Raw genomic sequence first — 12,979 nt, 5'->3', positions numbered from 1 at the left:
TGCTGGCGCTGCGTTTGCCGCTCTGGATTCCCGCCTGCGCGGGAATGACGAAGGTTCTGATTGGACGAGATTTTTTCATCACCCCTGGTCCTTCGGCTTCGCTCAGGAGAGCCTTGACTCGGGGTCCCGCCTTTTGCCTGCAAGCGCGGTGGTTGCCCCGAGAAGCGGGACCCCGGAGCCCAGTCCGGGGTGACGCGGTGTGAGATTGGTCGGTCAGTGCTGCTGGCCCACCCCTAACCCCTCCCGCAAGCGGGAGGGGGATTGGGTAAGGTTTTGATCGCGTGGCATCTTTCGTTACCCCTAGCCTTACCCCCACTCCGCCAGCAGCCGGGCAAGGGCGGTGCCTTTGGGGAGGCAGCGCCGGGGGTTGGCGCGGGGGAGAGCGGCGCAGTCCCACCAGGCGCCTTCGGCGCCGGTGCGGCGGTCTCGGACGTAGAGGAACGCGGGGGTTTGGGCGGGGGTTGCGGGGAATTCGCCGATGACGGCGCAGCGGTCGCGGTCGGCGCAGGCGGCGAGGGCGCGGGTGGCGTACGTGCCGGGGAAGGCGGCAGGATCGAGGGTGAGGACGATACGGGTGCTGTCGGCCTGCGGGGCGGCGACCTTGGGCGCGAGTGTCGGGGTGGGTCTGGAGGGGGTTTCCGGTTCTTCGAGCGGGAGGTAGGCGAGCGGGGCGGCGGCGGCAGGCAGACCTTCCGCGCCGCCGTGGGCGGGGGAGAGCGCGGCCATCGCGGCGATGCGGGGTTCCTCGCTGCCGCCGGCAGCGCGCAGGACGGCGGGGGAGCCCCAGTCGCCCGGCCAGCGGTAGAACAAGTGGAGGCCGACTTGCGCCAGCTTGACGAGACCGCTGCGCCAGATGGGGACGACGTAGTCTGCATGGTAATGCGTGGCGAGACCGACGCGCGGATCGACGGCACCGGCGAGGGCTGCGGCGGCGACCGCGCGCGCTCTCGCCCAGGCGACGGGGCCGGGATGGCGGGATAGCATCGCGCCATCGCAGGTGAAGCTGAACTGGCAGCCGGTCGTCCGCTCCGCACCCTGGAACACCACGCCGCAGACGCTGGCAGGGAAAGCCGGATGGCGGGCGCGGTTGAGCACGACCTGGGCGACGGCGCGCATTCCGGACGGATCGTCTCCGGCTTCGTACCACGCGGCGGCGGCGAGGCAATCGAGCGCGCGGGCCTGCGGGAGCGCGTCTGCGGTGCCGAGGTGGAAGGCGGGGGCGGCGGCGCGGGGCGGGTCGATGGGGATGGCGGCGTTGGCGGCGCGCGCGGTCTCGGGCGCATAGGGGAGCAGCGCGGCGGGATCGGGCAGCGGGGGCGGGAAGGCGAAGCGCACCTGCGGGCCGGCGCGGGGCGGGGCGAGCAGCGTCAGCGCGGCTGCCAGCGCTGCCAGAAAGAGGAGCGCGATGAGGAGGCGCAGGGCCACGGGGGGAAGCACGGGCAGGCGCGGACTGGCGGCCCATTCGGGGAGGGGCGGCGGCTGGTCCGCGTCAAAGCGGCTGTCGCGCGGCAGGCTGGCCATCGCCCTAGAGCCGCCAGCGGATGGAAATGGTGGCGCGGTTGCGATCATAGGCCCGGCCGGGATCGACCGCGCCCGAATTGCGGCCGAGGCTGTGGGCATAGTCGGCAGCGACTTCGAGGTGCTGGGTGAGCCGCCATGTCGCGCCGAATGCGCCGGTGAAATAGCGCTCCTGCCGCTTCGCCGCGCCGGTGGGCACCTGGAAATCGGCAACGAGATAGCGCAGCGAGGGGCGCAGGATGAGGGTGCGCAGCAACTCGTGCTCGGCAGAGAGCGTGACTTCGTGCTGCTGGATGCCGGCGACGCCGATGATCGGCGAGCGCTGGAAGGTGCGGCCGCCGGAGAGGCGCACGGTGGTGAGCCGCGTCGGGCTCCAGCGCAATTGCGCGTTGTACGCAAGGCCGCTGATGCGGGGGAAGACCGGGGCGTTGAAATCCTGCCGCACCCAGCCCACGCCCAGTTCGCCTTGCAGCAGCCGGTTGAGCCCGAAGGCGACGCCGGTGAGCAGGGTGAAACCGTGGGAATCGCGGCTGGGCTGGCCTGCGGGCGTAGTGAGGTAGCGGTTGCGGTTGTAGGCGAGGCTGGCGAAGGTGGCGACGCCGGGGCCAACACCGATGGCGGCGCGGAAGGAGCCGGTGAGCGCTTCGTAATCGCGCTGGGACAGGTCGATCAGGGTGCCGCCGAGTTCGCGGTCTTCGTAGAGAAAGCGTTCGTAGCGGCCGGCGATGGTCAAGCGGGCGCGGGCGAACGTCTGCTCGATCTCTCCGCCGCCGGAAAGCTGGGTGAAGGCGATCGGGGCGGCGCCGAACAGCGTATCGCCGGTGGTGCCGCGCGGCTCGATCCGGCGGGCGGTGCCGATGTCGCCGGACAAGCGCGTGTCGCCCGAAAGGTCGAGCCGTCCATCGAGCTTGACGGCGTATGTTTCGATATTCTCGGTCGTGCGCCTGGCGTAGCGCTTGACCGTGCCCTCTGCCGAGAGGCCGAGCGCGTGGCGGGACCATTGCGAGCGCACGGCCAGCGCGGGGAGGATGGCGAGCGCGACATCGCCGCGCTTTGTGTCGCTTCGCGCGTAGATGTTGTCCGTGGCATCAGCCTCGATCCCGAAGCTGGGGGAAATGAGCAGCGCGCCGACGCGGGCGCCCGCGGTTTCCACTTCGGGCCGCGAGCGGGCGCCGACGGTATCGCGCTCCATCCGCGGATCGACGGTGGTCTGCGCGTGGGCATCGGCAAACGGCGCGATAAGGCAGAGCAGGCAGAGCGGAAGCGCCCGCGATTGCCGCGCCTGTCTGATAGCCATCGCCCGATCCGTGATGCTGCCCCGGATGCTGTGCCGTGTGGGTCCCATGGCCCGGGGGTACCATTCTTTCGCGCCATGCTTTCGCGCAATTAGCCCCGTATACGAGCAATCTCCCTTAGGGTTCGGCCCCTGATGCGGGTTTAGTGCCGGGAGTTTGGGCATTTTCAGCCGTGCCCAATGCGGAGCCTTTCGTTGGCGCGGCGTTAACCACCGGGCGAAAGCGTTCCTTGAGCAGGTTGGGGCATGCTCGCGGCCATGGACAGTCTGACCGCCCGCATCACGCCCGGCCATGTGACCCGGTTCGCCCGCATCGGTGCGCTACTGATCGCGTTTGCGCTGACGGCGGGCTATGTGACCGACCGGCTGACGCTGGAGCTGGCCGGGGTCGGCGCGCTGTTCCTCGCCGTGCTGACCTTGCTGGCACTGCCCAGCCAGCGCAGTTCCGAACTGCTCGGCGCGCTGGCGATCTGGCTGACGTATGCCGAGTTCATGGCCGCGATCCAGAGCGGCCATTTCGCCTTGTGGCGCTGGGCGGTGGTGCTGGCGACGCTGAGCCTGGTGATCGTGCCGATCAAGGTGCAGCACTTGCGGCAGCTGGCGCGGAGCAATCCCTACAGGCCGCTGGGCGAGCTGGACCGGCGGGTGTGGACCGTCGTGCCGGAGCCGACGGTGGCTTATGCGCCAGCGGCGATCAGCTCCGATCTGGATCCGGATCGGGCGGCGGCAGGGGCCTGAACCGGCCCGAGCCGGCCAGTGTAGTGCGCCATCAGGCGATCGATCCATTCCTCCGGTGACAGGGCAAGGTGGCGCGTGGCGGTGAATCCGGCACGGCTCATCGCCGCTACCCTCGCATCGTCGTGTGCCAGCGCGGAGAGGAGCGCGGCGTGGGCGGCGACGTCTTGCGGATCGGCGGTGGCTGCCGCGCCTGCGGCAACCAGGCCGGCCGCAAGCAGCGCGGTGGGCGGGAGGATGACCGGCAGGCCCGACAGCGCGGCTTCCATCGCGACGAGGCCGTAGGGTTCGGGATAGCGGCTGGGCATCACGAGCATGCGCGCGGTGGCAGCGAGCGCGCCGATGGCGGACGGAGCGAGGCGCCCGGCGAAATGGGCCTCCGGGTATTCGGCGGCAAGGCGGGCGCGATCGGCGCCTTCGCCGATGAGGATGATCGGCAGGCTGGCGCGGCGCGCGGCGGCAAGCGCGAGGTCGGCGCCCTTGGTCGCCTCGATCCGGCCGACGAAGAGCACCGCGTCGTTGCGCTCGGCGGGAATGCGCGTCTTGCTGAAGGGGACGACCGGGTTGGGCAGCGGGTGGATCACTTCGGGCGGGATGCCGGCGCGGGCGAGCATCGGGCGCATGCCGGCGTGGATCGCCAGCACCGGAGGCGCGCTTTGCGGCTGGAAGGCGAGGCGCTGGAGGGCATGACGGGCGACGCGCCAGAGCTTGTGCGCCTGGCCGCGGCGGTCGCAAGGTTCGGCAAGGCAGGCGCGCGAGAGCGCGGTGTGTGGGCACAGCGCGCCGGTGCGGAATTGCGTGAACGCGCCGTTGGGGCAGGCGAGGAAGAAATCGTGCGCCGAAATCACCAGCCGCGAGCGCACCGGAGCGAGCGCGGCGAAGACCGAGGGCGAGAGAATCTGCGACCAGCCGTGGAGGTGATAGACCGTGCGCGCGGTGTCGTTCTCGGCAATCCACTGCCGCACCATGCGCGCCGCCGCGCGGTTCCACAGGCCATCGAGCAGGGCGCCGCTGCGGCCGAGCAGGCGCGTCTGGCCGAGCCCGGTGACGGCAATGCCGGCAAGCGCGAGCGCAGGATCGGGCGCGTCTCCCGCCAGGAGCGCGACCGGGTACCCGCGTTCGGCGAAGCGGCGGGCGGAGCTTACCGCGAGCGCGCTGGCGCCGCCCATCGGATGCGAGAGATCGTTGATGACGACGATGCGATCGGGTGCGGGGTTCATGCGGCTTCCTTCACTGGCAGCCCGGATGGGGGCTGCATCGCGCGGGCAAGGGCGGCGGCCATGCGGGCGATATCACGGCGGGTATTGGCGATGAGCTCCTCCAGCGCGGCGCGATCGACGCCTTCGGCCGCCGCCTTGCGGGCGAGCGCGGTGAGTGCGGAGGCATCGAGCGAGGCGGTATCGGCGATGAAGGTGCCGCGCCCGGCGAGCGCGAAGAAGCTGTCGAGCTTGACATCCCAGCGCAGGCCGATGGTGGGGATCGCGAAGGAATGCGCGGCGATGCAGGCATGCATGCGGTGCGCGACGATGAGCTGGCAGCCGGCGATGAACCGGATCATCTCGGCCGGATTGGCGAAGGGATTGGTCATCGTGACCGGACCCTTGGCCGCGAGGATCCACGCCGGGCCCATCGCCGCGAGATAGTCGCGGTCTTCCGGGCTGCCGTTGGTGAACAGGGCGACGCGGAAACCGGCCTCGACCAGCGCGCGGGCGGCGGTGCCATACCACGCATCGAGCGCGGGGCGGGCATCGGCGGCGGTGCCCGCCTCCGGGCCAGTGGCGTGATAGCGCAGCGCCATCGGGGCGGTGATGCACAGGCCCGCCAGCGGCGCATCAAAGGGGAGCGGCGGGCGAGGGAAGTGGCAGCTGGCGAGGAGGCCGGGATCGCCGCTGAGCGCGGCGGGGCGCACGCCTTGCGGCACGAGCAGATCGCGCCAGGCCGACTGGCTGCGCGCATCGCGCACGGCGGCATAGGCGAGCTTGGCCGATTGCAGCGCACGGCCGAACAGGCGTTTGCCGGTGGCCGACCACTGGCGATTGGCGCCAACGCCGTAGACCGCGACGGGGAGGCGGAGCTTGGCGGCCTGCTGGAGAGCGCCCGCGATCTTCATCGGGAAATTGAGATCGGCATCGGTGAGCAGATTGCCGCCGCCGAGGACGACCGCATCGCACCCCGCGAGCCGCATGCGGACGTGGCGCCGCAGCCGCAGGCGCACCAGCACGGTGAGCGCGGCGCGGGTGGCGAGGCGGCGCAGCGCAGCGGGCAGCGCTTCGAGCAGGCCGATCATGGCGGCGCGGCGGCTGGGAGCGATGGCGGGATAGGCGCGGCGGCCGGCGAGATCGATCGAGAAGACCTCGGTCCCCGGCGCGATCCACTGGAACGTGCGCGCCAGTTCCGCCTCGAGGCATTCGGACAGGAGCCCATCGCCCAGATTGGGGCTGTACTTGACATTGAGCAGCGCGATCCGGCGCGCCGGGGAAGGGGAGGTCGCCACGGTCATGCCGGGGGAGGTGTCATGGCATCCGGCCTCGCAGCAAGCGCGGATAGACCCGGAATCGAGGCGATCAGTCCGGCGCGGAAAGCACCTCGCGCAGGATTGCGGTGAGGCCGCTGGCGGTGATCCGGTCTTCCTGGCCGGTTGCGGTGATCAGGCCGATCCGGCGGCGATAGTCGTAGCCTTGCAGGGGGACGGCGACCGTGCCTTCTCCGGCGAGCGAGACGGGGGCGGTGGTCACCCCGGCGCCGGCAGCGACGAGCGCGAGGCAGCGGTCGTCGTTGGCGCTGCGCAAGGCGAAGTGGGGGCGCACCCCGCGCGCGGTGAAGAAACGGCTGGTTTCGGCGAGAATCTCGCAGGAGCGGCGGGCGATCATCGTCTCACCCGCCAGTTCCTCGGGCAGCAGCTGGGCGCGCGCGGCGAAGCGGTGGGCGGCGGGGAGCAGCATGGCATAGCCTTCCTCGAGCAGGACCTCGGCGCCTGCCTCGGCGCCGTGGAGCGTGGTGAGGAGGGCATCGAGGCGGTGTTCGGCGAGGCGGCGCCTCAGGTCCGCGGCGGGTGCTTCGGTGAGGGTTAGGCGGCCCGGCGCGAAGCGAGCGGCCACGGCGGCAACCATGCGGGTGGAAAGCGAGGCGATCACGCCGAGGCGCAGCGGCGGGGCGGGGGTGGGTGCTGCGGTAACCCCGCGCTCGGCAAGGCCGAACTCGCGCTCGATCATGCGGGCGTGGACGAGGAGGCGGTTGCCCGCTTCGGTGAGGCGCAGCGCGCGGCGTTCGCGCAGGATGACGGCGGCGCCGAGTTCGCGTTCGAGTTCAGCGATCCCGGCGGAGAGCGTGGGCTGCGCGACGTGGAGCTGGTTCGCCGCGGCGGTGAACGAGCCGGTATCGACGAGAGCGAGGAATTGGCGCAGGTGGCGGCGGCTCAGCATAGGTTTTTCCTATACCAACCGCCGCGAAAATTCAATTTTTCCGAAGCTGCGGTTTGCCATAAGCTGATGCCGGAACGAGGAGTCTGAAAAGAGATGCGCGCCACGCCCGAGCTTGATTTCGCCCTGCCCGAAAGCGCCCTGATGATCCGCGAGGCGGCGGGCCGCTTTGCCGACGAGAAGATCGCGCCGCTCGCCGCCAAGGTCGATGCCGAGGACTGGTTCCCGCGCGATCTCTGGCCTGCGATGGGCGAACTGGGCCTGCACGGGATCACGGTGGAAGAGGAATGGGGCGGACTGGGCCTCGGCTATCTCGACCATGTGATCGCGGTGGAGGAAGTGAGCCGGGCCTCGGCTTCGGTGGGTTTGAGCTATGGCGCGCATTCCAACCTCTGCGTGAACCAGATCCGGCGCTGGGGGAACGACGAGCAGAAGGCAAAGTATCTGCCGAAGCTGATTTCGGGCGAGCATGTCGGCAGTCTGGCGATGTCGGAAGCGGGGGCCGGGTCGGACGTTGTCTCGATGAAGCTGCGCGCGGACGGGGTGCAGGGCGGGTTCGTGCTGAATGGCACCAAGTTCTGGATCACCAACGCGCCTTATGCCGATACCTTGGTGGTCTATGCCAAGACGGCGCCGGAAGCCGCCAGCCGCGGCATCACCGCGTTCCTGATCGAGAAGGACATGCCGGGCTTCTCCATCGGGCAGAAGATCCAGAAGATGGGCATGCGCGGCTCGCCCACGGCGGAGCTGGTGTTCAACGACTGCTTCGTGCCGGAAGAGAACGTGATGGGGCCGCTGCATGGCGGCGTCGGCGTGCTGATGTCCGGCCTTGATTATGAACGCGTGGTGCTGGCGGGCATTCAATTGGGCGTGATGCAGGCCTGCCTCGATTGCGTGATCCCCTATGTCCGCGAGCGCAAGCAGTTCGGCAAACCCATCGGCGCGTTCCAGCTGATGCAGGCCAAGGTGGCGGATATGTACGTCGCGCTGCAGTCGGCACGGGCGTACACCTATGCGGTCGCGCGGGCGGCGGATGCGGGGCAGACGACGCGCTTCGATGCGGCGGGGGTGATCCTGCTGGGCAGCGAGGCCGCCTTCCGCGTGGCGGGCGAGGCGGTGCAGGCGCTGGGCGGCGCAGGCTATACCAAGGACTGGCCGGTGGAACGCTATCTGCGCGACGCCAAGCTGCTCGATATCGGCGCGGGGACGAACGAGATCAGGCGCATGCTGATCGGGCGGGAATTGATCGGGGCAAACGGATGAGCGCGAAGATGACCCCTCCGTCAGCCGCCTCGCGTCTGCCACCTCCCCATTTGTCCCTGCGGGAAAAATGGGGAGGACCTTGTTCCTCCCTGTTTTTGCGAAGCACAAATGGGGAGGTGGCAGCCCGCAGGGCTGACGGAGGGGTATTCTCCGCAAGCGAGTTTGCCGCATGAGCGCCCCCGTCCTCTCCTCCAATCTCGACCTTTCCAGCCCAGAGGCGCAGGCGCGCGCGGCGCATAATCGGGCCTTGGCGCATGAGCTTCGGGCGCGGGTGGCCAAGGCGGCGCTGGGCGGTGATGAAAAATCCCGCGCCCGCCATGTTGCGCGCGGGAAGCTTCTCCCCCGCGACCGGGTGGAGCGCCTGCTCGATCCGGGCTCGCCGTTTCTCGAGATCGGGCAGCTCGCGGCGAACGGGATGTATGGTGACGAAGTCCCCGGCGCGGGGATCATTACGGGCATCGGGCGGGTTTCGGGCCGCCAGTGCATGATCTTTGCCAACGACGCGACGGTGAAGGGCGGCACCTACTTCCCGATGACGGTGAAGAAGCATATCCGCGCACAGGAGATCGCGGCGGCGAACCGCCTGCCGTGCGTCTATCTGGTCGACAGCGGCGGGGCGAACCTGCCGAACCAGGCGGAGGTCTTTCCGGACCGCGACCACTTCGGCCGGTTCTTCTACAACCAGGCGCAGATGAGCGCGCAGGGCATTCCGCAGATCGCCAGCGTCATGGGCAGCTGCACCGCAGGCGGCGCCTATGTGCCGGCGATGAGCGACGAGAGCGTGATCGTGCGCGAGCAGGGCACGATCTTCCTTGCCGGGCCTCCGCTGGTGAAGGCGGCGACGGGCGAGGAGATCAGCGCCGAGGATCTGGGCGGCGGGGACCTGCATGCGAGGAAGTCCGGCGTGGTCGATCATCTGGCGGACAATGACGAGCATGCTCTGACGATCGTGCGTGATATCGTGAGCCATCTGGGCGCAAAAATAGGGACAGTCCCCATTTTCGGGCAGGCCGCGTTCGGAAGTGGAAAACAGGATGCGAAAATGGGGACTGTCCCTATTTTTGCGCCCCCGCGCCTGCCGAAGTATGATGCGGAGGAGCTTTACGCCATCGTGCCGGAGGACGTGCGCGCGCCTTATGATGTGCATGAGGTGATCGCGCGGATCGTCGATGGCAGCGAGTTCCATGAGTTCAAGGCGCATTACGGGACGACGCTGGTCTGCGGCTTTGCGCATGTGTGGGGCATGCCGGTGGCCATCCTCGCCAACAACGGCGTCCTCTTCAGCGAGAGCGCGGTAAAGGGGGCGCATTTCATCGAGCTGGCCTGTCAGCGGCGCATTCCGCTGCTGTTCCTGCAGAACATTTCAGGGTTCATGGTTGGCGGGAAGTATGAGGCGGAAGGCATTGCCAAGCATGGGGCAAAGCTGGTGACGGCGGTCGCCACCGCGCAGGTGCCCAAGCTGACGGTGCTGATCGGCGGCAGCTTCGGCGCGGGCAATTATGGCATGTGCGGCCGTGCCTATGATCCGCGGTTCCTGTTCACCTGGCCCAACGCGCGGATCAGCGTGATGGGCGGGGAGCAGGCGGCCTCGGTGCTGGCAACGGTGCACCGGGATGCGGACAAGTGGACGCCGGAGGAAGCCGAAGCCTTCAAGGCGCCGATCCGGCAGAAGTATGAGGACGAGGGCAATCCCTATTACGCGACCGCGCGGCTGTGGGATGATGGGGTGATTGATCCGGTGCAGACGCGCGATGTGCTGGGGCTGGCGCTGGGGGTTTGCCTTGAGGCGCCGATTGCGGAGGCGCCCCGGTTCGGGGTGTTCCGGATGTGAGCGAAGGACCTACCCCTCCACCACCGCTTCGCGGCGGTCCCCCTCCCCGTTCCGGGGAGGTGCTATGAGCGGCGATTGCCTTGAACCTCCCCGGAACGGGGAGGGGGACCACCCGCAGGGTGGTGGAGGGGTGCTCTCCGCGAGCGCCAACGCCTTCCGGATTGCCAAGCGCGAGCGGCGCTCCGGCAATTTACCCGAAGTTCTGATCTGGCGCGAACTTCGCAAGCGTCCCGGTGGCTACAAGTTTCGCCGCCAGCACCCGCTGGGCGATGTGGTGCTCGACTTTACCTGCCTTGAGCGGCGCGTGGCCATCGAGATCGATGGCATTGCGCACGAGCGGGGCGATCGGCCCGAGCGTGATGTGCGGCGTGATGCATGGCTGGATGTGCGCGACTTTGCGGTGCTGCGTATTCCCGCGCGCTATGTGCTGGGGAACCTTGAAGGTGCGATAGCGGCCATTGTTTCCGCATGCGATGCGCGTTCACCCCTCCACCACCCTTCGGGCGGTCCCCTTCCCCGTTCCGGGGAGGCTTAAGGGAAGACCAATGATCACGCTCCTCTCATCCCTTGCCCTCGCTGCCGCGCCTCTCCCGCAAGGGGAGCGCCTGCCGCCGCCGGATTTCGGTGACAAGGAAGTCATCGCGGTCGTTGATGCGCTGTTTGCCACGCTGGAGAAGGGCGATGGTCCGGCGCTGCTGCAGCTGGTCTATCCGCAGGGCCGCGTTACCGCGCGGGGGACTTTGCGGAGCGGGTTTACCGGGCTGCGCAGCCAGAGCTTTGCCGAATATGCGGCGGCCATGAAGCTGGGCTCGGGCTTTCATGAGCAGATCAGCGACATGATCGTCGAGCGCGATGGGGATGTCGCGATGGTGTGGGCGCCGTTCACGGTCTCGATCGGGGGCAAGGTGGCAAGCTGCGGCACGGATCACTTCGATCTCGTGCGCGAGAACGGCCAATGGAAGGTGATGAACCTCACGTTCTCCTCGCGCACGGAAGGGTGCGGCGCATGATCCAGTCCCTCCTCATCGCCAATCGCGGCGAGATCGCCTGCCGCGTGATCCGCACGGCGCGGGCCATGGGTATCCGCACCATCGCGGTCTATTCGGATGCCGATGCCAAGGCGCTGCATGTCCGTTCGGCGGACGAGGCGGTGCATATCGGGCCGAGCCCGGCGCGCGAGAGCTATCTGGTGGGCGAGAAGATCATTGCGGCGGCCAGGGCGACCGGCGCGGAGGCGATCCATCCGGGCTATGGGTTCCTTTCGGAGAACGCGGAGTTTGCGCAGGCGGTGATCGATGCGGGGCTGATCTGGGTCGGCCCCAAGCCGGCTTCGATCACCGCGATGGGGCTGAAGGACGCGGCCAAGGCGCGGATGATCGCGGCGGGGGTGCCGGTGACGCCGGGCTATCTCGGCGAGGACCAGTCCGAGGCGCGGCTGCAGGCGGAGGCGGATGCGATCGGCTATCCGGTGCTGATCAAGGCGGTCGCGGGCGGGGGCGGCAAGGGCATGCGGCGGGTTGAAGCCGCGGCGGAATTTGCCGAGGCGCTGGCTTCGTGTCGGCGCGAGGCGGCGGCTTCGTTCGGCGACGACCGGGTGCTGATCGAGAAGTACATCCTCTCGCCCCGCCACATCGAAGTGCAGGTGTTCGGCGATAGCCACGGCAATGTGGTGCACTTGTTCGAGCGCGATTGCTCGCTGCAGCGGCGGCACCAGAAAGTGATCGAGGAAGCCCCCGCCCCGGGGATGGACGAAGCGACGCGCGAGGCCGTGTGCAGCGCGGCGGTGCGGGCGGCCAAGGCGGTGGACTACGAGGGCGCGGGCACCATCGAGTTTATCGCTGACGCCAGCGAGGGCCTGCGCGCGGACCGCATCTGGTTCATGGAAATGAACACGCGGCTGCAGGTGGAGCACCCGGTGACGGAGGAAATCACCGGGGTCGATCTGGTGGAGTGGCAGCTGCGCGTGGCGAGCGGGGAGCCGCTGCCGAAGCGGCAGGAGGAGCTGAGCATCAACGGCTGGGCGATGGAAGCGCGGCTTTATGCGGAGGATCCGGCCAAGGGGTTCTTGCCGAGCATTGGAACACTGACGCACAGCCGATACCACGGGATGCGTATCGAAGCGGCCGTTTACGCTGGCGACGAGATTTCGACGTTTTACGATCCGATGATCGCAAAGATCATCACGCATTCCGATACTCGCGAAGAAACGCTACGCGATCTGATCGACCAATGCGCCGCGACGGACTTGTGGCCGGTCAAGACCAACGCCGGCTTCCTAGCCAAACTGCTGGCGCGGCCCGAATTCGCTGCAGGCGCAGTCGATACCAACTTCATCGCAGCACATCAGGACGATCTAATCGCTGTGCCGCCACTCAGCGAAGAAGCGCTGGATGCCGCAGTCCATCTCCTGCTCGATACCCGGCCAATGTCCGAAGGCGCGCTTGCCATGTCGGGCTTCCGGCTTAACGCCGCACCGCGGCAAGAAGTCCTGCTTGAGGTCGAGGGTGATGTCGTCACAGCGCCGATCTCGGCCGACTGGAGTCCACACGCAAACTATTTGGCACGGGCCCACCTAGAGCATGGCGAACTAGTCAAATTTGACCAAGGCTATGGCTACCGCGTTGCGCTCCATACCCCGCGCGGGCTTGGCGCAGGCGGCGCAACCTCCGACGGCGCCATCCTCGCCCCCATGCCCGGCAAGGTGATCGCGGTGGACGTCACCGCAGGCGACACTGTCACCAAGGGCCAGAAGCTGCTCGTGCTCGAAGCGATGAAGATGGAGCATGCGCTTGTCGCGCCGTTTGATGGGAAGGTGGCGGAGCTGACTGTGGCGGTGGGCTCGCAGGTGCAGGTCGAAGCCTTGCTGGTGCGGGTGGAGAAGGCGAGCGAGTGAGCAAGCGGCGAGGGGAGTGCGTTGCC

The 12,979-nt window shown here is 68.5% G+C and carries 11 protein-coding genes; 6 read left to right on the top strand and 5 right to left on the bottom strand.

The genetic code is table 11. The features are described 5' to 3' along the window. Nucleotides 1-306: 306 nt before the first annotated feature. A complete protein-coding gene (locus IP83_RS17805; RefSeq protein ID WP_054123581.1) occupies nucleotides 307-1,521 on the bottom strand; it encodes a cell wall hydrolase in 1,215 nt (404 codons plus the stop codon). Nucleotides 1,522-1,525: 4 nt separating this feature from the next. Then, entirely contained in the window at nucleotides 1,526-2,815 is a 1,290-nt protein-coding gene (locus IP83_RS17800) for an outer membrane beta-barrel protein (RefSeq protein ID WP_197274431.1), read from the bottom strand. A 255-nt stretch (nucleotides 2,816-3,070) separates the two neighbouring features. Here IP83_RS17800 and IP83_RS17795 point away from each other — a divergent pair, with 255 nt between their 5' ends. After that, nucleotides 3,071-3,550, top strand: a complete 480-nt coding sequence (locus IP83_RS17795) for a hypothetical protein (RefSeq protein WP_156309837.1) — start codon at nucleotides 3,071-3,073, stop codon at nucleotides 3,548-3,550. Here the strand turns inward: IP83_RS17795 and IP83_RS17790 are convergent. From IP83_RS17790 to IP83_RS17780, 3 genes are all read right to left on the bottom strand, one after another. After that, nucleotides 3,490-4,767: a glycosyltransferase gene (locus tag IP83_RS17790; protein ID WP_082364817.1), complete on the bottom strand. Its 1,278-nt coding sequence runs from the start codon at nucleotides 4,765-4,767 to the stop codon at nucleotides 3,490-3,492. The genes IP83_RS17795 and IP83_RS17790 overlap by 61 nt on opposite strands. Next, nucleotides 4,764-6,047, bottom strand: coding sequence for a polysaccharide pyruvyl transferase family protein (locus tag IP83_RS17785; protein WP_054123578.1), 1,284 nt, complete (start codon nucleotides 6,045-6,047; stop codon nucleotides 4,764-4,766). The genes IP83_RS17790 and IP83_RS17785 overlap by 4 nt, the downstream gene beginning before the upstream one ends. 64 nt (nucleotides 6,048-6,111) lie before the next feature. Continuing rightward, nucleotides 6,112-6,969 carry a LysR family transcriptional regulator gene (locus tag IP83_RS17780; RefSeq protein ID WP_054123577.1) on the bottom strand — a complete coding sequence of 286 codons (858 nt, stop codon included), beginning with the start codon at nucleotides 6,967-6,969 and terminating at the stop codon, nucleotides 6,112-6,114. A 93-nt stretch (nucleotides 6,970-7,062) separates the two neighbouring features. On the opposite strand from IP83_RS17780, the gene IP83_RS17775 reads away from it, so the two are divergent. The 5 genes from IP83_RS17775 (at nucleotide 7,063) to IP83_RS17755 (ending at nucleotide 12,953) form a co-directional block, all read left to right on the top strand. Beyond that, entirely contained in the window at nucleotides 7,063-8,229 is a 1,167-nt protein-coding gene (locus IP83_RS17775) for an isovaleryl-CoA dehydrogenase (protein ID WP_054123576.1), read from the top strand. Nucleotides 8,230-8,398: 169 nt separating this feature from the next. Next, nucleotides 8,399-10,060 carry a carboxyl transferase domain-containing protein gene (locus tag IP83_RS17770; protein WP_054123575.1) on the top strand — a complete coding sequence of 554 codons (1,662 nt, stop codon included), beginning with the start codon at nucleotides 8,399-8,401 and terminating at the stop codon, nucleotides 10,058-10,060. A gap of 130 nt (nucleotides 10,061-10,190) precedes the next feature. After that, nucleotides 10,191-10,595, top strand: coding sequence for an endonuclease domain-containing protein (locus IP83_RS17765; protein ID WP_054123574.1), 405 nt, complete (start codon nucleotides 10,191-10,193; stop codon nucleotides 10,593-10,595). A gap of 10 nt (nucleotides 10,596-10,605) precedes the next feature. Beyond that, the gene (locus tag IP83_RS17760; protein WP_054123573.1) at nucleotides 10,606-11,070 is read left to right on the top strand and encodes a nuclear transport factor 2 family protein; all 465 of its coding nucleotides are present in this window, start codon (nucleotides 10,606-10,608) and stop codon (nucleotides 11,068-11,070) included. Continuing rightward, nucleotides 11,067-12,953, top strand: a complete 1,887-nt coding sequence (locus tag IP83_RS17755; RefSeq protein ID WP_054123583.1) for an acetyl/propionyl/methylcrotonyl-CoA carboxylase subunit alpha — start codon at nucleotides 11,067-11,069, stop codon at nucleotides 12,951-12,953. Before IP83_RS17760 ends, IP83_RS17755 begins: the two co-directional genes overlap by 4 nt. The last annotated feature ends 26 nt before the right edge of the window (nucleotides 12,954-12,979 follow it).

Source organism: Novosphingobium sp. AAP93, from assembly GCF_001296055.1.
Classification (GTDB): domain Bacteria; phylum Pseudomonadota; class Alphaproteobacteria; order Sphingomonadales; family Sphingomonadaceae; genus Novosphingobium.
This window is presented reverse-complemented; position numbering and strand designations above follow the sequence as displayed.